A 19,881-nucleotide genomic window follows, 5' to 3' on the forward strand; every position below is an offset into this window, starting at 1 on the left:
AAACGAAATCCAAGGGCTCTCTGTGCCCGCACATAGACATGAATTCGAATTTCAGGCTACTCCTCGCACTCGGCGCGGTCGCGATCGCGAGCAAACTCACGGGCCAAATCCCCCACGCCAGCGACTACCGCGGTCACCAAAGGCTCGATACAGAGTGGAAGACCACGACCAAGATCGACCCTAGAACAAATTCATTTCAGGATGCCGCTTTCGACGACAGCGATTGGAAAACCGTATCCGTCCCGCACAATTGGGATAGCTACGAGGGCTACCGCCAAGCGAAGCACGGCGTGCATCACGGCAGCGCTTGGTACCGAAAGTCCTTCTCCGTACCCTCCGGCGAGCGAGGCAAACAGATTTCCCTGTTCTTCGAGGGCGTTGGGTCCTACGCGACCGTTTGGGTAAACGGGCAGCGCGTGGGCGAGCACGCGGGAGGACTCACTACCTTTTCCGTCGACATAACCCACGCCGTATCCTTCGACACCCCAAATATCCTCGCCGTGCAAGCGGACCATCCTGCCCACATAAGAGACCTTCCCTGGGTTTGCGGCGGATGTGAGCTCGCCTACGGATTTTCCGAAGGCACCCAACCCTTCGGAATTTTTCGCCCCGTACACCTCGTCACCACAAACCCGATACGTATCGCGCCATTTGGTGTACATATTTGGAACGACCAAAACGCATCCGAGCAAGGAGCCATATTAAACCTTACCACCGAAATCCAACGTGCCGCCCAAGCCAGCTCGCAAACGCCACTCCTCCTCAAGCACCAAATCGAGGACGAAACCGGCCATGTCATTGCGGAATCGCTAAGCCGCGAACTGCAGGCCCCTATCCAACTCACCCTTCCCGCTGTAAAGCTCTGGCACCCTGACCAACCCTACCTCTACACCGTGGTCACCCAAATCATGCAAAGCGGAAAAGTGTTGGATGAAGTCCGCACTCTCTATGGCGTTCGCACTGTCACTTGGCCCGAGCTCGACGGTCCCGCAGACCAACCGCTTCTCGTCAACGGCGAGCCCTACTTCCTGAACGGGGTTGCCGACTACGAGCACTTGCTCGGCCAGAGCCACGCCTTCTCCGACGAACAGGTCTCCACTCGAGCCTCCAAGATTCAAGCCGCAGGCTTCAACATTTTCCGCGACGCCCACCATCCCCACAACCTTCGCTTCAACCAACGTTGGGACCGGGACGGCATGCTTTGGTGGACACAGTTCGGCGCTCACATTTGGTTCGAAAACGAGGCGTTCTACGCTAACTACAAAAAACTCTTGCGCGACTGGATCAAGGAACGCCGCAACAGCCCTTCCCTCATCCTCTACGGCCTGCAAAACGAGAGCAAACTCCCCGCTTGGTTTGCCAAAGAATGCGCCGACATCATTCGCGATCTCGACCCGACCGCCAGTATCCAACGTCCCATTACGACTTGCAACGGGGGCGAAGGTACCGACTGGGATGTCGCCCAGAATTGGTCCGGCACCTACGGGGGTGACCTCTACAACTACGCTAACGAAATCCGCAAGCAACGCCTCGTCGGCGAGTATGGGGCTTGGCGCAGCATCGACCTGCATAGCGAGGGCGGCTTCATCGAGGATGGTATCCTCTCCGAGGATCGAATGGCAGCACTCATGGAAACCAAGGTTCGTCTCGCTGAAACGGTGCGCGACAAGGCGATCGGCCACTTCGCCTGGCCCATGACCACTCACCAGAACCCGGGTCGCAACGTCGGTGGCAGTGGACAGCAAACCACCGACGGTATCCGCGAGCTAGATCAGATCGGGCCCGCCAACAACAAAGGCCTGCAAACGATATGGGGCGAGCCGCTCGACGTTTTCTACATGTACCGCAGCAATTACACTCCCGCTAGCGAGGATCCCATGGTCTATATCGTCTCCCACACGTGGCCCGACCGATGGACAGAACCTGGCCTGAAGGACGGCATCATCGTCTATTCCAACTGCGAGGAAGTGGAGCTTTTCAACGATTTGGGAGGCAAGTCCCTCGGGACTCGCAAACGAGGCCCTCGCGGAACCCATTTCGCTTGGGACCAAGTCGAGATCCAGTATGACACACTCTACGCCGAGGCGCGGATCGACGGCAGGACCGTCGCTACTGACATTATCCAATTCCATCATCTTCCTCCCGCTCCACTTGCCAAAGCGGCCAACGAGCGAGAAGCGCCCGTTGGGCAATCCTCGAAAGATCGCCACTACCACTACCGCATCAACTGCGGTGGTCCTGACTATGTGGATACAAACGGAAACCTCTGGCTTGCCGACCAAGCCGAGACCGAAACCTCGAGCTGGGGAGCCACTTCCTGGGGCGACCGCTTCGCCAATCTTCCACACGCCTTCGGGAGCAAGAGGCGCGTCTATCACCCAATCTCAAATACCCGCGACGACTCCTTGCTGCAGAGCTTTCGTTACGGGCGCGAAGAACTTTCCTATCGCTTCGAACTCCCCGACGGTGACTACGAGGTCGAGCTTCACTTTATCGAGCCATGGTACGGCATCGACGACTCTAAAGACGTTGCGGGCTGGAGACTCTTCGACGTAGCCCTCAACGGAGTGACCCAAATCGACAACCTCGACATCTGGAGCGAAGCGGGTACCGCCAGCCATTTGAGCAAAACGGTTCCGGTTACAGTAACCGGTGGTGAACTTGTCATCAGCTTTCCCGAGGTGCTCTCGACGCAAGCGGTCATTTCAGCGATCGCTATCAGCTCGAAGAACGCGTCAGAAGATCCGGATACATTTCGTTTGATAACCCATCTCAGCAGCAGCTCCCCCTCCACCGCGGCGCTAACCTGGCTCGACACTGGGGTTCAGCTTTTCGCCGACCAAGCCGCTACACTGTCAGAGCTGTCGTATCCGCTGAGGGAAAGCGAGTGGATACAGGTCGCCGCCCAGGATACTGAGCAAAAGGATTTCAACATCGAATTCACCTTGAGCTCGGATGCCGACGTCTTTGTAGCAATGCCCAACCCCCATCCTGCTTGGCTCTTGGATTGGGAAGACACCGAATTTACGCTGGAAACGACACAGTCCTCCGGCGAAGGGATTCCAATTCTTCGCAAACGATTCGACCAAGGCGAAAAAGTCACGCTTGGTTCCGGCCAGGCCTATACCACCATCGCAAAGCTTCGCCCCGCTCCTGCTCCCGCCACTTCCGTATTCGATTTTAGGGTACGTGGGAGCCAAGCTAGCGAAAAATGGCAAGCCATCGCCAACTTGCGAGCCGGACGTTCGCTCTACAGCGATGGGGGCCCTAGTATCGAACGTTTCTACTCCCGACTGAGCGACTGCGATTGGCTGCGCGGCCCGCAAAACGATGCCCAAAACGAGGAACTGGAAATATATTTTACAGTGGACGACCACACCGAGGTCTACCTCGCCCTTGATCCACGTATTGAAGAACGGCCCCATTGGCTCAAGGATTGGATCCCTACCAACTATTACATCCAACCCATCGGCCACGGACGTATCCATATGATGATGCGGCGCTACGCGCCCGGCGAGCAAGTCTTCCTCGGCCCTAACGGTTCCTTGCCCGACGGTTCTGAGGCAGCCCTTTACAGTGTCGTCGTTCGATCCGTGCGCGAATCGTTCCTTAAACCAATCGTCACCCACGCTCCCGAAAGAGGCCTTGCGGAATGGGAAATCTACGTCGGCGTCGGGGATCGCTACGGATTGAATATTCCTTACCTGTTCGAAGGCGGCGCCCCTCTAGAAGCGAAGCTCGAAATCATCTCCCTAGCGGACGGCAGTCTCGTCTGCGACGATACTTTCACGATCCAACCCAGTATCGGCAATCCTGTGACAGACGTGATCCGCCTCCGCACCTGCGACAGCATCAACGCGGGCAACTATACCATCCGCTTCACTTTCGAGCCGGGCAACAAGATCCAGTTTCAAGATGTCGTTGTAGAATAACGCTCACCCCAACTCGCCACACTCCCATGGAATCCCTCTTAATCTATCGCTTGGCGATTCGCATCACCGTTACAACACTGTTGCTGATCACTACAGGGCCTAGCCAAGCGAAGGATCCGCTGGACGTTTTCGAGCTCGATGCTGTATCCACAAACGGAAAGTTCGAACTGCCAGAGCCAGAGGATTGGAACTATGCCCAGCTCGGGCAGCTGGAAATTCTCACAGACGCAAAACTCAGCAATGCTGAACGGCTGCTCAACAACTTCCAAAAGTTCGCGGACGCTCTAAGCATCGTTTGGCCGATCGCCTCGAACAACCAACGTCCCGCAACCCTTATCATCTGCGGCAACAATGGGTCCTTCAAAGCGTTCCTGCCACAGGATAGGCAGAACGAAAACGGATACTTCAGCCTGTTCAGACAAGACGAGGAACGATCTGTCATCATTCTTGATTTCGAGCGGCTCAACTACGACCTCACCTTGCACAACAAATTTCTGCGGCTGCAAGTTGACTACCAGCGACAGCTCTACCGGGAGTACGCTCGCTTTCTCTTCGAACAAACACAGCCCAAACTACCCCCTTGGCTTCTTGAAGGAAACCTTCAGATTATCATGGATATCGATTTCACCGATCGAGTCATCAAGCTAGGGGAATTGGATACAACTCGCGGTACCCCCGATCCTGCAGAAATCCCACCCGAAGCTGAGCTTGTGTATGTGCCCGCCCCCCTTACCGACTTTGAGGAAACCGCGAGCGAAAACGACGAATTCACTGTGGAACTGGAAGGACACAAAGAGGGCATCGTCACCTTGGAAAGCGTCATCGAGTTCTGGACCGCAGACCCACCCTTCAATATCGCCCTAGCACGTAGCCCGCTCCTTACGATGGAGGAACTCTTTTCCCTTAGCAACGAGGAGTACGAGTCGCTAAATCCGCTAGTAGACCTCGCTTGGGCCAAGCAAGCCCACGCCTTCGTGCACCTCTGTCGCTACGGAGCGAATGGAAAACTTAAACCTTCATTCGAAACCTTCGTCCGTCGATTGGAGAACGAACCGCTGAGCGAACAACTCTTCGAGGAATGCTTCGAAATGTCGTACGACTCGATGCTCAAAAAGCTCTATAATCACATCCGGTACCCTCATCACAACTACAACTATGTTAAACTAAAGAAGGATGCCCAGCTGCAAGCCTCTCCCATAGCCTTCGCAAAAGCCACCCAAAGCGTTATCGGCAGGATTAAAGGAGACGCTCAGCGTTTGGCGGGACTGGAAGATGCGGCGCTTTTGAGCTACAGAGTCGCCCTCGCTCATGGCAATCCCGACAGCGAACTGCTCGCCGCTCTTGGAGTCGCTTCCTTCCACGAAAAGAGATTCGAACGAGCCCGCCAGCTTCTTGACATCGCCGTAACACGCGGAACGAAACGTCCTTCCGCCCTGATCGCCTTGGCGCGGCTACGCCTCGACGCAGCCGTCGCGTCAGCCTCAGACAAGCCGCTCGCTCCAGAGCAAGTCGGCGACGTCTTGCTTCCCCTTTTGAAAGCCCGCCAGAATGGATCCACTACAGCCGAGCTTTACGCAACCATGGCAGCAGCGTGGGAACTCAGCGCGATCCCGCCGAATCAAGTACAAGTAGAATTGATCAGCGAAGGAGTACTCCTTCATCCGCAGGAATCTCAACTCGCGCTCCGCACCGCCCAGTTTTATGTGGCGATCGGTGAAATAAAAAACGCTAAACGCTCAGCCACCCTAGGTCTTAAGCACGCGGCTAGTTCCGAATGGCAGGGACGACTGGAAGCCTTCCTGGAACGGCTTCCAGCCGATAGCGCTCAACGCAGAAACGAGAGCTAGCTCGTGTTCTAGGCTTCTAGCTTTACCGGATTCGTCAACGATCCGATCCCCTCGATCTCGATCGTCACTTCGTCGCCCGCCTTCAGCCACTTGGGCGGGTCAAAGGCCATCCCAACGCCATGTGGCGTGCCGGTCAGGATGACCGTACCGGGAACGAGCGTGGTGCTGCCGCTGAGAAACTCGATGATCGCCGGCACATCGAAAATCATATCGTCTGTATTCCAATCTTGGACACGCTCGCCATTGAGAATCGTTGCGATCTTTAGGGCGTTCGGATTCGTGATCTCGTCCGCAGTGACCAAACGCGGACCAAGCGGAGCGAAGGTATCGAAAAATTTACCGCGACACCATTGTCCCCCACCCAACTTGATCTGCCAGTCGCGGGCTGATACGTCATTCGCGCAGGTGTAGCCGAGCACGTAATCAAGCGCGTCCTCTCGCTTCACGTTCTTGCAGGGCTTGCCAATCACGACTGCGAGCTCGCACTCGTAATCGACCTCCGCGCTGGCCATAGCGGTAGGAATCTCGATCGGATCCCCAGGATGCTGCAAGGTATTCACTCCCTTCACAAAGAGGATCGGACGCTCCGGCATCTTTGCTTTGGTCTCTTCCGCATGACGCTTGTAGTTCAAGCCGATGCACAAAATCTGCGTCGGAGCGACGGGAGCCAATAGCTTGGCGACTTCCGCCTTCTCGCTGGTCACCTCGAAATCGCCGAAGAGATCGCCTTCGATCCGCAAAGCAGAACCGTCTTCCTGCTCCGCTCCGAAATGCAAATTTCCCTTTGTATCCAAATAACGTATAATCTTCATAACTGTTCTCCTTATCGAGGCATCAATTCAAAACTTCGTCACACTTATTGCCCTTTGCGGACAAAAACCAACTACTTTCCCGCAGACCAACCACCATCTATCGACTGGCAGGATCCCGTTACCATGGCCGACTCGTCGCTCGCCAAATAGTGGGCCAGCGCCGCAATTTCCTCCGGTTTTCCCATTCTCCCGTTGAGTTGGGTAGACGCCATCTCGTGATAGGCCGCCTCAGGATCGGGGTATTCAGCCAAGCGAGCCTTAACAAACGGAGTTTCCACCCGCCCCGGACAAATCGCATTGAACCGCACTCCGCTATGCGAATGGTCGCGAGCGAGCGAGCGCGTCAGGCCGACCACCGCATGCTTGCTCACGGTGTAAGCCAATCGATCCTTCACCGCTAGGAGACCGCCAACCGAAGACATGTTAATAACGCTTCCCAGGCCCTTCTCCAGCATTCCGGGCACGAAAGCCTTACACAGGTTGAAAGGGCCTCTTACGTTGACCGCATGTAAACGATCCAAATCATCCGACTCGGTTTCCAGCAGTCCGCCAACGTGGCCGATTCCAGCGTTGTTCACGAGAACCTCGATACTTCCTAACCGCTCCGCCAAAGCCTTTGCGGCCACAGGATCGGAGACGTCCAAACAATGAAATTCGGCGCTACCGCCCGCTTCTCGGATTCGCGCAGCAACCGCCTCCCCCTGAGGTTCGTCTCGATCGATCACGAAAACCTGAGCGCCGGCTTCCGCGAACCTGATCGCAATTGCCTCCCCAATGCCAGAGCCCGCGCCTGTCACGAGCGCTCTTTTACCTGTAAGATCAAACACCATAAATCCTCTCCGCATTGATCGAAAACAATTTCGACCGTTCGCTATCGCTGGCTTGCGAGCATAGTTCCTTCGTAATCTGTATCCAGTTTCTCAGATCGCTTGTCAGCGTACACACCGGCCAGTCGCCGCCCCAGACCATCCGCTCCCAGCCGAAACATGAAACAACATGTTCAAACCAAGGCCTCATGGAGCAAGCCTCCACTTTTTCAGGATCCGCATAGGCAACAATACCGCTGACCTTGCACGCCACCACATTCGCGTATCCTGACAACTCCCGTATATCCTCCTTCCAAGGATGAAAGCCTTCTCCCTTCACATCGGGCACCCCACAGTGGTCCAGAACGAAGCTCACCTCCGGGCAGGCTCTCACCAAGTCGATAGCGACCGGTAGTTGACGAGACAATACGCAAAGGTCGAAGACCAACCCGTGCTTAGGCAAACGCTTCAAGTTTTCCCGGAACAAAGGGGTCTTGGAAAAATCATCGTCGCGAGTGTGCAAAACCCGTCGAATCCCCCTTAATTTCGAGAGATCGAGCAACGCTTCGAGGTGATTCGAAAAGGTATCCGACTCCAACGGAGCGCTCGCCACGATTCCCGCTATCAATGGGTTCGCATCAGCCAACCCCTGCGCCCAGCGAGCTTCTCCGAGGGCATGAGGAGCGTCGACATCGCACTCCATGAAGATCGTCTTGCTCACCCCTTCGCCCAACGATGCTTGCCGATAGTCTTCAAGGGAAAAGCTCCGGTTAAGGGCCGGAATCCCTGCGGTCCAGGAGTAAGGGAAACGATCCTGTTCCCACAGGTGCTGATGCGTATCTACAATTCTCATACCCATTGCCCTAATGCCCTGCAGCGGCGGACTCCGCTCCAAGAAAGTTCCCATAGGTGATCAAGCCGACGGCAGCTACCAACAATGCGAGCGCGAGCAACATAAAGCCAAAAGTCTTGGAACGAGCGCCTCTCCATTCTCCAATCAAAACGCCGAAGCCACTGCTTAGCAAAATGAGAATAATCATGTGAATCGCCCAACTGGAGAACTTAAAGTCTCCCATGCGAATGTGACCTAGTCCATAGAAGAAGAACTGCATGTACCACATGATCCCCGTCGCGAAAGCTAAGACATAGTTTCGCCCCAAGCCTTTACGGTCCGTAGTAGCAGAGAACTCCCCCCAACTTTTCGACCTCCCCGCCAAATAGATCACATATACGAGAGTCGTAAGAAAAGCTCCGTTCATGGTGAACGGATACTTGGCAAGTTCCTGAAAATTGCCCGCGCCATGCAAGGCAGCTACTTCCGCAATGGGGGCCCCCGCTTCCAGGGAGAAATTGAATACGGCGCTTAACACCCCTGCCACAACGCAGATCGGCAGCCCGAGCTTCACGTTGAACCCACTGCCTTCACGCTTTCCGGCTTCCGCCAACTCATGCTCCTTGCGGAAGCCTGCCATGCCCGAAACAATCATGGCAAAGAAGCCAAGGGCCACTCCGCCTACCACGATCATACCTCCCTCCTGTTGCAACTTTTCTCCAAGGACTCCGTTGATCAAGGGCATGAATAGCGTTCCAATCAAACAGGAGAAGCCGATTGCGATTGCATAAGTCAGCGAAAACCCGATGTAGCGAATGGCCACACCGAAAGCGATTCCCCCCACGCCGTAGAGGACGCCGTATCCAAAGGCCAACCACATGGAATCGCTTGGCGACTCAGCCAAAACCATCCCGTATTCAGGCACGAAAAGGTAAGCGAACAACCAAGGAAGGAGCAACCAGCATACAGATGCCTGCGCCAGCCAGTAAGTTTGCCAGCTCCATTTGTGGAGGAACTTTTGCGGTGAGTAGCACAAGGCCGCGCTCGCCGCTCCGATCGTGTGCAAAAGGGTTCCCAATAAAGGGGATGCGTCAGGTGTCATGGGGCAATATAGGGGTTATAGGCAAAATTCGTTCTCGATGCGTTCCGTGTGCTGGCCCACTCGCGGAGCCCCCAGTGGGGACTTGAATCGCTCTCCGTCGATAGTAATCGGGCAGCGCGTCGTCTTCAAAGTCGGTCCGCCTTCACGCGTCACATCCTGCACGAAGTCGAGCGACTGAAAGGCTTCGGTCTCCCACAGACGCGGCCACGAGAGCACATCCGCGCACCAAAAGTCAGCTGCTTCCAGAACCGCTAGCCAGCTGCAAGTCGGCTTTCCTTTCAAGTGCGCTGCAAGCACTCGCTTGATCTCGTCGCGTTGCGAAAACCAAGTTTCAGCGTCTTCGTAGGCCTCAAGAGCCGCGCAGCCGATCAGCTTCCCAAGCGTCACGATCGACCCCATCGCCAGGGCAAGGTAGCCGTCCTGCGTTTGATAAATTCCGTATGGAGCTCCTAGATAGGCGTGCCCGTTATTTACCGCGCTGCGACGAGGCTCCCGTCCGCCATCATTCAGGTAGGTCGTCGTCACTTCAAACTGCAGATCGAGCACAGACTCCAGCAAGCTAACTTCTACCAGCCCCCCTGTGCCGCTGATGCCACGGCGAACCAAAGTCGCCAAAATTCCCTGGACCAGGTGGGCGCTAGCAGTCAAGTCTGCCACCGCCAGCCCGAAGGGCATGGGTGGTTGGTCCGCATTTCCATTCAGCCAAACCAAACCCGACAAGGCCTGAGCCAATAGATCTTGTCCTGGCTTACCCACCCACGGCCCTTCATTTCCATATCCAGAAACAACACTGTATACAATTTTTGGATTCAGCTCGCGGCAAACCTCGTAGCCAAGACCAATGCGGTCCATCACGCCTGGACGGAAATTTTGAATGAGCACGTCAGCCCGAGCTATCAGGGCCTTCACCTTCTGCAAGTCCGCCGGATCCTTAAGGTTCGCCGCATAGCTTTGCTTATTCCGGTTGATCGAGTGAAACAGGGTGCTGTCTCCATCCAAAGCAAGGTCGGAAATGTAGAGCTGGCGACAAATGTCACCACTCCCCGGTCGTTCGATTTTGATAACGCGAGCCCCTAGGTCAGCGAGGCGCGTCGCTGCCCACGGTCCCGCGAGAAACTGGGAAAAGTCTAAGACTAAAAGGCCTTCAAGTGGTTTCATCTACTAAAAATCAATACGATCAAATTCGTAGGGCTGCCGCTTGCGGCACGCCGCATTGCAGGACAAATCCCAGTTCACTCCATAAGTCAGGAGACACCATCAACGCCCCTCCGCCAGAGTTTCCCGATAAAGAGCATCCAACTTCCGCAAACACTCCTCTCGTTCCATTTCGCCCCGCAACCCTGCGTGTAAAACCGGTCCCCCTTCTTCTTGGAAACGCGTATAGCCGCAATACCGGGGACGCTGATAAGCCCGATCCAAAACCGGCAAGGTATCCACCAGATAGTTACCGTTCAACTGATTGCCAAGTGCGTCCAACCACGCCGCCCGGTGTCCCGGTTGCCCGCCTGCGGGCGTGCCCAAACAACGCTGCACCTCTCCGGAAGCAGCGTATTCCACGTAAGAGCAAACCACCTCTAAGTGCTTCGTCTGCGACGAAATCGCGAGCCCGGTCCCACCCAATGTCGTCGACAATGCCTGTCCTCTCCAAAGAGGCGGCTCCCCGTATTTAAGGCGATGCGGAGCGTAGCCCTCCCGTGCGTAGTTAATATACCCATACGCCAAGGGACAATACGCTACCGTCTCGTTGGCGCTGCTCGCAAGCAGGTCCTGCGAGGCGATAGGATTGCGACTCCAGCAGCCCGCATCGCAAGCGTCCAAAAGCTCGGACAAAATATCCATTGCTCCCAATCCTACTTCCTTCGATACCACTCGTTCCTCCGAGGCAAAGGGCGTTTCTCCAAGGGCCACACAGAAACTGTAAAAGTTCATTAGGCAATAAATCGGAGCTCCTGGAATCTCCACGTGCCCTCGCTTTGCCAAATCCAAAAGGTCCTCCCAGGTCCGCGGCAACTCGAGGCCAAGCCGCTCCATCAGGTCTTCGCGCCACAGCGAGACTGGAGCCGCGGCGTCGATCGCTATAGCCCATTGCCCTCCTTCGTAATAGTAGCTCTCGTGAGACCCACCCACCGAATTCGCTTTCTGGTCCCGTAAAAAATCTGCAGGCAAACAGGTTTCCAAATTCGTCAGGGTGCCGTGCTTGGCTGCGTATCCAACAAATGGATGATCAATAATCATCATGTCGTAGCGCTCTGCCAAAACTTCCACAGGATACTCTTCAAAGTCTTTGAGCGAACGTTTTTCCCAAACGATCTTCACTTCGGGGTTCAACTCCTCGAAACGCTGGGCGCTAGCAACCATCGGCAAGTAACCGCGCGAGTGGTCCCAAGTCATACCTCTTATTTCGATCTTGCTCATTCGCTCGCCTCTATTCCGGAATGGGAGTTCCACCGCTTGCGTCCGATTGGTAGGACGCTTCCACCACCGCCATCGTACGGAAGGCATCGTCGACTGATGTCGGAAGCTCATCCGTCTCTCCGTCCGCAAAGCGCATCAGGCTAGCCATGGTTCCAATGAACGCATGAGGGTACCAACTCCCTTGCAGCTCCACGCTCTGCCACTCACTCGGATTTCCTTCTTCGTCCAATGTGCAGTACTCGAGCGCATCGGGCTCCCCCTCCGGGTAGTTCATCAGCAAACCGAGGGTCGCCTTGATCGCTCCCTTCGTTCCTTCCCATTTCACGTAGCTCTGCTGATGCTTCAGGCCAAAATTGTGCCCGTGATTGGCGCTGATATTCGCCCGCTTCAGGTCCCCGTAATTCAAGGCAATGTTGGTTCGTGTGGAGGCTAGCTTTTCCGTGTCCGGATGTTTGACTGTTTTCGCGTACACCCCGGTCGGTTCCCCGAAAAACGAACGCACCAGATCGACGTAGTGAACACTGTGATACAAAATTTCCACGCGAGGAATTCCCTCCAAAAACGTCCAGAGGTGCCATGGCATGTAAACCGTTACCCTCACCGCCACGTCGTGCAGCTCACCGATCACCCCCTGCTCGATCAAGTCTCGCGCCGCCAATATATAGGGAGCATAGCGCAGTTGAAAGTTGACCGCCGCCTTGAGTTTCTTGCTCCGGCATAGAGCCAGAAGCGCCCGAGCTTCTTCCAGGTTTTCACCAAACGGCTTTTGCAGCAACGCAGCCGCTCCATCCGGCAAGGCTTTCAAAACCTTCATCAGGCCTGCAGCCGGGACCGCGACATCGAACACCACCTCTGCGGGATCGTGGGCACAGGCTTCCTGCAAGCTGCTGTAGACACGATCGATACCGAAATCGGCGGCCAGCCTCTCCGCCTTCTCCCGATCGATATCGTAGATTCCAATCACCTCAAATCCAGCAAGCTTGTAAGCAGGCAGGTGGGCGTCCCGCACGATTCCTCCAGCGGCCAATACGACGATCGGACGCGGTTTCTGCGGCAAGGTTGGGGTTTGGCGAGGCGGCAGGGGCATTTTTATTTGCAAAATGTCTTTTCATATACGAAATCTTTCAAGACTTAAATACACCCTTCTTTTCGAGCGATGCCTCAAGCCCCCCAATACAAAGTACCGGCCTTGGAAAAAGGCCTCGATATCCTGGAAGCCCTCGCAGCCGACCCCATTCCGCTTTCTTTGGCGGAACTAGCGAGCCGCTTGAATCGCAGCAGCAGCGAGCTATTCCGAATGCTCAACTGCTTGGAGCATCGCAACTACATCGAACGCGATTCCGTATCCGGTAAATACCTACTTTCCCTAAAACTGTACGCCCTATCGCACACTCATTCGGTAATAGATCGGCTCACCCGCAGCGCTATCGGTCCGATGCAGGAACTCACCGACTCTCTTCGCGAGTCCTGTCACCTCAGCCTCTTGGACCGCGGCCGCCTTCTGGTCGTATCCCAGGTCGAAAGCCCTTCGCCGATTCGCCTCTCCATCGAAGTGGGAGCTCGCTTCGACCCCTTGTTGACTGCCTCAGGCAGGTTGTTGCTCGCTCATAGCACCGAACCGAAACAAGCGGAACACCTGCAGCAATCCGACACTTGGAACCAGTTGTCCCCGGCAAAGCAGAAAAGAGTACGCTCCGAGCTGCAGGCCCTCTCTAAAAATTCCTCGGTGGAAGCGGAGAGCGATACGATCGAGGGGGTCATCGACCTCTCCACGATCATCGGCAATTCGCCAAGCGGACTTCTCGCCGCCCTCACCGTGACTCGTTTCCGCAGCAAGAAAGCCCCTTCCAACAAAGCGAGCGCTGCAAAGAGCCTGCTTGAAACTGCCTCGAAAATTACCGACTCCCTCGGCCTAAACCCAAGCTAGGCATACCAAACCCATGAAAACTCTATTCTTCGAAGACTACGAACTCGGCCATTGCCGCATCTCTACCGGCCGCACGATCACCGAGACCGACATCGTCATGCACGCGGGTCAAACCGGCGACTTTTACCCGCATCATATGGACGCGGAATGGTGCAAGACCCAGGACTTCAAGCAACGCATCGCCCATGGAACGCTCATCTTCAGCGTCGCCGTCGGCCAAACCGCGGGCGAAATCAACCCAGAGGCCTTTTCCTACGGATACGACAAGATCCGCTTCATAAAGCCAGTTTTCATCGGCGACACCATCACTTCGAAATGCTCAATCAAGGAGAAGAAAGACGACCCTAAGCGCCCTGATTTCGGGCAGGTCATCGAGCTCGTCGAAGCCATCAACCAAAACGGAAAAACCGTCCTCGTCGCCGAACACGTGCTCTTGGTGAAAAAGAAGTAGGAGTCGACCTTGGTCGCGATTTTAACTTTTCACCCTTCAACCTTCATCCATTCTCTCCCGTGCCCCATCTCTCCCGCCGTCGCTTTCTCGAATTAAGCTCAATCACTGGCCTTGGCCTCCTCCTCGCCCCCATCGCTTGCACACGCAGCCCCAAGGCCGCCACAGCGTCCGTCTTTGCCAAGGCCTTCGCGAATCCACCGCGCCCCTACCAGCCAAAATTTCGCTGGTGGTGGCCTCATGGACTGGTCGATCCGCAACAAATCCGCCGGGAGATCAACGCGATGGCGGACGCTGGATTTGGAGGAGCAGAGATCGCGGACGTGCATCACAGCGCCCGCGGTGTCGACCTCCATGCCGACACCCACGGATGGGGCACCGCGCCATGGCGAGATGCCGTGCAAGCCGCCCTTGAGCAAGCGAAGGAGCGCGGCATGAGCATCGACCACTCCATCGGCCCCAGCTGGCCTGCTGCTAGCAACCAAATCACACCCGACAGCGATGCCGCCTGCAAGGAGCTCGCGACTGCCACGACCGTTCTAGACGCGGGCGAAGCTTTTGACGGCCCCGTCCCCCCGCCCGCGTCCCAACCACACAAAGGCGTGGAGAAGCAAACTCTTCAATACGTGCAAGCGATTCGGACAGTCGACGGCACCGACCTGAAAGCGAAGGAAGTGGCCGTGCACGGGGACTCCCTAATCGATCTCAGCAGTCAAGTATCCAACGATCACTTACAATGGACCGCTCCATCAGAGGGCACGTGGATCCTCATCTCCTACTGGCTTCGAGGATCCGGCCAACAACCGGAAGGCGGGCCGCATACCTCGCCCGAATCCTACGTAGTCGATCACTTTAGCCAAAAGGGAACTGATGCCGTCATAGCACTTTGGAAGAAAAGCGTCCTCACAGCCCCCATCAAAAAACTGATGAGGGAAGTTGGCGGCAATCTATTCGAGGACTCCATCGAAATGGAAACCAAGGAAACGGTGTGGACTCCTCGCATCCTCGAGGAATTCGAAGAGCGACGCGGCTACTCCGCCCTGCCCTACCTGCCTATCATCGTCGAAAAGAAAGAGGATCCAATATTCGAATACGTCGATTTCGACGCTCGCCATATCTGGCACGACTGGTGGCAAACGCTCTCGGAACTCTTCCTTGAAAACCATTTTACCGCCCTCAAGCAGTGGGCGAACTCCCTTGGACTGGGATTTCGCGGTCAACCCTACGGGCTGAAAACGGATGCCGTGCGAGCCGCTGCCACCCTCGACATCGCCGAGGGAGAATCGCTCGGCTTCAAGAACCTCGACGACTACCGCTCGCTAGCCGGCGGCCGCGACATGGGCGGCCGCAAGATCCTCTCTAATGAAGCAGGAGCCTTCCAAGGCCTCGCCTATTCCACGACATGGAAACGCGTTCTTAAGAAACTGAATCCTCAATTCGCCGCCGGGGTCAACCAAACCGTATTGCACGGCTTCTCCTACGCTGAAGCTCCGGGCGCCAACTGGCCGGGCTTTTCCGCATTCACTCCCTACGGCGGCGGGCCCGGCTATTCCGAGTCCTGGGGCCCACGCCAGCCGAGTTGGGAGCATATCACCGACATCTCTGGCTACTTTTCACGTGTCCACTATCTGCTGCAACAGGGGCAACCGCAAATCGACATCGCTTTCCTCCGTCAAAAGGGCTATGCCGGATCAGGTTTCGGCGCTCCTTGGTTTTCCAAGGAAGGCGTATCCGTCGGCTGGACACACGAATTCATTTCTCCCTCAACCCTTGAGCTCCCAACCGCAACCGTTCGAAACGGACTGCTCGCCCCCGACGGCCCCGCCTTCCAAGCGCTCGTCTTTGAAGGCGATGCCTTCCACGGACGGAAGTGCACTTTTGAACTCCCCGCCGCTCGCCGTCTTCTCGAGCTGGCCGAAGCCGGCCTGCCCATACTCGCCATCGGCGACTGGACTCAGCCCACCAGTTCCGGCCGACCCAATCCGGCAGACGACGCAACGCTCCGAGAGATCTTTGCCAGGATCCTCGAGCAAGACAATGTCGTCATGGTTCCAAGCCGTGGATACATCGAACAAGGACTTGAGAATCTTGGCATTAAGCCACGGATCTCACACAGCAAAGCCAACATCGTGCATGCCGAACGCCGCACCGCGGATGGTCGTTGGTTCTACTTCTGCAACCAGTCCAGCGAAGGCTCCTCGGCGGCAACCGTACAGGTTCCACTGGCCGACGGACCCAACCATCCCCATCATCTCGATCTCTGGACAGGCGAAATCACACAGATGCAAAACTTGGAGGCGATCGACGGCAAACTCCAGATAAAGCTACCACTGGAGCCAAACGGTAGCCTCGCCTTCTGCATCACCAATACCCCCCTCACCCACAAGGAACGCGATACAAATCCGGTCGATAATTCCACCATCATCAACTCGCTCCCTCTCCGAAACTGGAAGCTTTCAGTGGAGAGTTGGCTCCCCGGCGACAGCCCCAGCTCTACCCGCAAGGAAGTCGCCTCGATCCCTCTGGAGCACCCCCAGCCCTGGAGCGAAATCGAAACCTTTGCCAACGATTCCGGGATCGGCACCTACGAATGCACTTTCGACGCGAGCGAGGAAATGGCGAATTCTCCACGAGCTGGACTGATGTGGGAAGAAGCGTTCGACACGCTTCGCATATCGCTCAACGGCAAGACGCTGCCGCCGTGCAATCTCCTCCGCAACACGACGCAACTCAAGGGATTCTTGGTCGAGGGGACAAACACCCTGCGTATAGAAACAAGCTCCACGCTCATAAACCGCCTCCGCGTTTCCGATCCTAAAGTCTACCAAATCGCACGACGCCAAGCCTACGGAGTCAGCGGCCCCGTGCAGTTGCTTTGGTGATCAGGCGACCATCTCTTAGCTCGAATCATTTTTTGTGGGAAGCGCATTGCGCCGCGATTTCACAGCCTTGATCGCGGCGCAAGGCCGCTTCCTACTTGAATTTCAGCTTCGAGAAAAGAGAACGTCACCGAGCAAGTACCTCTATAGCATCAATTCCCCCTTCTCCCCTCCGAAGGGGCCTTTCCTGTCATCTTTACATGAATACGATAAAATTGGGTGTAACTCCCGAACCCAGCCGCCAGGGAAGCTTCTAGCATATTCATGCTGCCACCCGCGCCGTAAAGTTCCTTGAACTTACGAAATCGTTGTTCGCTGCGATAATCCGAAAGGGCCTGTCCCATCTGCTGCTTGAAGAGGCGACTCAAGTGCTCAGAAGACATTCCTACTTGCCGAGCAAGCCCTGACAGCGAACGTATCGCCGGATCCCTACACAAGGACAGGGCCGCCTTAAAAACACCAGGATGCAAGGCCTCCGACCTCAGCGATTCAGAATCCCTGCCTAAGGTTTCCTGCCAGGCGCTCAGCAACAAATAACGAATACTTGCATTGAATAGGTCCGCGTTTTCAGAAAACGCCCGCCCCGCCCTTTCGCAGAGATCTCGCAGCGACTCAAAAGCAGCGAGACTAAGTTGAGTGAATACGCGTCTGAGCGGTTCCGCACGACGCAATTCCCTGAATTCATCCGTTTTGCAGGCCCGATCCAACAAGCCGGGCCGGAAAACGTACACCCACATCTGAAAATCTTCGGAACTTCCTGATAGAGCGTGGTTTTGAGAAGGAAAAAGCCAAAGCAGGGTTCCCTGCCTCATGCTCACCCGCTCTCCATCGATCAGGTACTCAGCAGCGCCTCCCACCACCAGATTGAGCTCCAACTCATCGTGCCGGTGAAGCGAGCCGTCACCTCGAGTCGTTCCTTCGATCCAATACGCTCGCCCCTCGAGCTGCTCCTCTATTTCCAGCGATTCCTTCATCCGGCAACAATATCAAATTATGCAATGTATTTCCTTTCATACGCAATGAAAGAAAACCGCAAATTCGCTACGCTTATGCCTGATTGGAACACCGCTTATGAACTCATCTACCCTTACCCCTCTGATCACTGAAGATCACATTCGCCAATATCAGGAAGAAGGCTACTTCATCCTCGAAAAGGTTCTCGATCCCGAAACCGTGGAAAAGCTCCGCGACTTCAGCGGACGAGAGATCGACCGCATGCACGGCCTGATGGACGAGCAAGGCACCGACGTCATCGGCCTCAACCGCCGCAACAGCCGCTACTTCATTCCCCATTCCTATCGCGAGGACGAAGCCGTCTACAACTACGCATTCGGCGATATCATGAGCCAAATCTGCCAGGCGACGATCGGGCAGACCGCTAACCTTTTCCTCGACCAATGGGTCATCAAAGCCGCCGAGAAAGGATCCACCTTTTCCTGGCACCAAGATTCTGGATACATCGAATTTCCCCACGATCCCTACGTCACTTGCTGGACCGCGCTGGACGACGTGACCGAGGAAAACGGAACCGTCTATCTCCTTCCCTATTCTTCCATCGGCATCAAGACCCGAGTCGATCACATCAAGGACCCTGAAGTGAACGACAAGGTCGGCTACTTCGGCAAGGATCCCGGGATCCCTGTCATCGTTCCTGCCGGGAGTGTTGCCGTGTTCTCGTCGGTTTGCTTCCATCGCTCCGGATCGAACACCACCCCAAACTTGCGTCGTGTATTGCTCACCCAATACAGCAAGGACGCCATCGAAAATCCTTGGACTGGCAAGCAATCACTCAACTGCATCCCCTTCCTCAAGAACGGAAAAAAGGCTGACCCCGGTTTCGAGGAGGCTAAAACGATTCGCTTCGAAGACGACGGAAAGTTCGACTGATCCACAGCTCTGGGACGCGTTCCCCGAACGCGTCTCCTTTGTTTCCAGCCACCCGACTCCAATGCCCATTCCTCAAACCAACGACGGCAGTCAACAGCCGCCCCGGATCGAACTATTCCTCAATGCAGGTTGCCTCGTGGACCTTCCTCCCCATGCAACGGCTCCCAGCGGGGAGCTTCGGTCCGTGTATTCTAAAATCAAGGACATCGGATTCGCTGGCATGCAGGACGGAGACTTCGAACTCGCCAAGGATGTCGGACTGCAAATCGCCGCCGGAGCCCGCGTGAACTCCCCCGAAGAAATAGAGCCATTGGTGGAGAAGCATCTCTCCCAAGGCCAGATTGCCACCACTTTGCATTGCGGCTGGGGCATGGAAAGCGACGCAGAGGTAGACGCCTACGCGACCACCGTGCTCGATATCGCCACACGCTACCGCTATCCGCTCTTCATCGAGACGCATCGAGCAACAATCACCCAGGACAATTGGCGAACCGTCGAGCTGGTAAAACGCTTTCCCGAGCTACGCTTCAATGGCGACTTCTCCCATTGGTACGCTGGACTGGAGATGGTCAACGGACACTGGGATGAAAAAATCGACTTCATTCGCCCCGTGCTGGAAAGGGTCCGTTTTCTGCACGGCCGCATCGCGGACCCTGGCTCCATCCAAGCTCCGCTCTCCCTTGATCCAGATGCTGGATACATCCAGCACTTTCGGGAGATCTGGAACATATGCTTCCAAGGATTCCTGGCAGCAGCCAAACAAGGAGACTTTCTGGTATTCGCGCCCGAGCTCCTTTGGCCTCAAATCTACTACGCCCGCATGCAAAGGCAGCCCGACGGCTCAGTCGTGGAATCAGGCGACCGCTGGGCTGACGTCCTAGTCATCAAGCAAATCGCCCTCCAGGAATTCGAGAAGGCGACAGCTCGTTGTAGGAGCGTGCTCGCCACGCGATTTCCCTAAAAATCCCCGTAGGACGCTTACGCCCTACGAGCA

The 19,881-nt window shown here is 55.9% G+C and carries 15 protein-coding genes; 7 read left to right on the forward strand and 8 right to left on the reverse strand.

Annotated elements, in window-relative coordinates:
* Positions 1-38 precede the first annotated feature (38 nt).
* Positions 39-3,932, forward strand: coding sequence for a malectin domain-containing carbohydrate-binding protein (locus tag IEN85_RS12960; RefSeq protein WP_191617505.1), 3,894 nt, complete (start codon positions 39-41; stop codon positions 3,930-3,932).
* Between the two features lie 26 nt (positions 3,933-3,958).
* Positions 3,959-5,779, forward strand: a complete 1,821-nt coding sequence (locus IEN85_RS12965; protein WP_191617506.1) for a hypothetical protein — start codon at positions 3,959-3,961, stop codon at positions 5,777-5,779.
* A gap of 8 nt (positions 5,780-5,787) precedes the next feature.
* Here IEN85_RS12965 and IEN85_RS12970 read toward each other — a convergent pair whose 3' ends face one another.
* The 7 genes from IEN85_RS12970 to IEN85_RS13000 all read right to left on the reverse strand — a co-directional run bounded on the left by IEN85_RS12970 (position 5,788) and on the right by IEN85_RS13000 (position 12,833).
* Positions 5,788-6,591: a fumarylacetoacetate hydrolase family protein gene (locus tag IEN85_RS12970; RefSeq protein ID WP_191617507.1), complete on the reverse strand. Its 804-nt coding sequence runs from the start codon at positions 6,589-6,591 to the stop codon at positions 5,788-5,790.
* A 71-nt stretch (positions 6,592-6,662) separates the two neighbouring features.
* Entirely contained in the window at positions 6,663-7,421 is a 759-nt protein-coding gene (locus tag IEN85_RS12975) for an SDR family NAD(P)-dependent oxidoreductase (protein ID WP_191617508.1), read from the reverse strand.
* Complete coding sequence (locus IEN85_RS12980) at positions 7,411-8,250, reverse strand: amidohydrolase family protein (protein WP_191617509.1); 840 nt, start codon at positions 8,248-8,250, stop codon at positions 7,411-7,413. Before IEN85_RS12980 ends, IEN85_RS12975 begins: the two co-directional genes overlap by 11 nt.
* A 10-nt stretch (positions 8,251-8,260) precedes the next feature.
* The gene (locus IEN85_RS12985) at positions 8,261-9,331 is read right to left on the reverse strand and encodes an L-rhamnose/proton symporter RhaT (protein WP_191617510.1); all 1,071 of its coding nucleotides are present in this window, start codon (positions 9,329-9,331) and stop codon (positions 8,261-8,263) included.
* Positions 9,332-9,346: 15 nt separating this feature from the next.
* Positions 9,347-10,489, reverse strand: a complete 1,143-nt coding sequence (locus IEN85_RS12990; protein ID WP_191617511.1) for a CaiB/BaiF CoA transferase family protein — start codon at positions 10,487-10,489, stop codon at positions 9,347-9,349.
* Between the two features lie 99 nt (positions 10,490-10,588).
* Complete coding sequence (locus tag IEN85_RS12995; protein WP_191617512.1) at positions 10,589-11,746, reverse strand: ABC transporter substrate-binding protein; 1,158 nt, start codon at positions 11,744-11,746, stop codon at positions 10,589-10,591.
* Positions 11,747-11,756: 10 nt separating this feature from the next.
* Positions 11,757-12,833: a Gfo/Idh/MocA family protein gene (locus IEN85_RS13000; RefSeq protein ID WP_191617513.1), complete on the reverse strand. Its 1,077-nt coding sequence runs from the start codon at positions 12,831-12,833 to the stop codon at positions 11,757-11,759.
* Positions 12,834-12,902: 69 nt separating this feature from the next.
* Here IEN85_RS13000 and IEN85_RS13005 point away from each other — a divergent pair, with 69 nt between their 5' ends.
* Genes IEN85_RS13005 through IEN85_RS13015 form a run of 3 tightly spaced genes read left to right on the forward strand, consistent with a single transcriptional unit; the run spans position 12,903 to position 17,003 of the window.
* Positions 12,903-13,673, forward strand: a complete 771-nt coding sequence (locus tag IEN85_RS13005; protein WP_191617514.1) for an IclR family transcriptional regulator — start codon at positions 12,903-12,905, stop codon at positions 13,671-13,673.
* Between the two features lie 13 nt (positions 13,674-13,686).
* The gene (locus tag IEN85_RS13010) at positions 13,687-14,124 is read left to right on the forward strand and encodes a MaoC/PaaZ C-terminal domain-containing protein (RefSeq protein WP_191617515.1); all 438 of its coding nucleotides are present in this window, start codon (positions 13,687-13,689) and stop codon (positions 14,122-14,124) included.
* 59 nt (positions 14,125-14,183) lie between these two features.
* Positions 14,184-17,003, forward strand: a complete 2,820-nt coding sequence (locus tag IEN85_RS13015; protein ID WP_191617516.1) for a glycosyl hydrolase — start codon at positions 14,184-14,186, stop codon at positions 17,001-17,003.
* Between the two features lie 149 nt (positions 17,004-17,152).
* On the opposite strand, the gene IEN85_RS13020 is transcribed toward IEN85_RS13015, so the two are convergent.
* The gene (locus tag IEN85_RS13020; RefSeq protein ID WP_191617517.1) at positions 17,153-17,974 is read right to left on the reverse strand and encodes an AraC family transcriptional regulator; all 822 of its coding nucleotides are present in this window, start codon (positions 17,972-17,974) and stop codon (positions 17,153-17,155) included.
* A 97-nt stretch (positions 17,975-18,071) separates the two neighbouring features.
* On the opposite strand from IEN85_RS13020, the gene IEN85_RS13025 reads away from it, so the two are divergent.
* A complete protein-coding gene (locus IEN85_RS13025) occupies positions 18,072-18,887 on the forward strand; it encodes a phytanoyl-CoA dioxygenase family protein (protein ID WP_191617518.1) in 816 nt (271 codons plus the stop codon).
* Between the two features lie 61 nt (positions 18,888-18,948).
* Positions 18,949-19,848, forward strand: a complete 900-nt coding sequence (locus IEN85_RS13030; RefSeq protein ID WP_191617519.1) for a hypothetical protein — start codon at positions 18,949-18,951, stop codon at positions 19,846-19,848.
* Positions 19,849-19,881: the final 33 nt, after the last annotated feature.

Origin of the sequence: Pelagicoccus enzymogenes, assembly GCF_014803405.1 — a bacterium.
Lineage (GTDB): Bacteria > Verrucomicrobiota > Verrucomicrobiia > Opitutales > Opitutaceae > Pelagicoccus > Pelagicoccus enzymogenes.

Coding starts and splice junctions, on each gene's coding strand:
- IEN85_RS13010 (WP_191617515.1), top strand. CDS start 13,687: ATGAAAACTCTATTCTTCGAAGACTACGAACTCGGCCATTGCCGCATC.
- IEN85_RS12975 (WP_191617508.1), bottom strand. CDS start 7,421: ATGGTGTTTGATCTTACAGGTAAAAGAGCGCTCGTGACAGGCGCGGGC.
- IEN85_RS12980 (WP_191617509.1), bottom strand. CDS start 8,250: ATGAGAATTGTAGATACGCATCAGCACCTGTGGGAACAGGATCGTTTC.
- IEN85_RS13000 (WP_191617513.1), bottom strand. CDS start 12,833: ATGCCCCTGCCGCCTCGCCAAACCCCAACCTTGCCGCAGAAACCGCGT.
- IEN85_RS12985 (WP_191617510.1), bottom strand. CDS start 9,331: ATGACACCTGACGCATCCCCTTTATTGGGAACCCTTTTGCACACGATC.
- IEN85_RS13025 (WP_191617518.1), top strand. CDS start 18,072: ATGAACTCATCTACCCTTACCCCTCTGATCACTGAAGATCACATTCGC.
- IEN85_RS12970 (WP_191617507.1), bottom strand. CDS start 6,591: ATGAAGATTATACGTTATTTGGATACAAAGGGAAATTTGCATTTCGGA.
- IEN85_RS12995 (WP_191617512.1), bottom strand. CDS start 11,746: ATGAGCAAGATCGAAATAAGAGGTATGACTTGGGACCACTCGCGCGGT.
- IEN85_RS13020 (WP_191617517.1), bottom strand. CDS start 17,974: ATGAAGGAATCGCTGGAAATAGAGGAGCAGCTCGAGGGGCGAGCGTAT.
- IEN85_RS13005 (WP_191617514.1), top strand. CDS start 12,903: ATGCCTCAAGCCCCCCAATACAAAGTACCGGCCTTGGAAAAAGGCCTC.
- IEN85_RS12990 (WP_191617511.1), bottom strand. CDS start 10,489: ATGAAACCACTTGAAGGCCTTTTAGTCTTAGACTTTTCCCAGTTTCTC.
- IEN85_RS12965 (WP_191617506.1), top strand. CDS start 3,959: ATGGAATCCCTCTTAATCTATCGCTTGGCGATTCGCATCACCGTTACA.
- IEN85_RS12960 (WP_191617505.1), top strand. CDS start 39: ATGAATTCGAATTTCAGGCTACTCCTCGCACTCGGCGCGGTCGCGATC.
- IEN85_RS13030 (WP_191617519.1), top strand. CDS start 18,949: ATGCCCATTCCTCAAACCAACGACGGCAGTCAACAGCCGCCCCGGATC.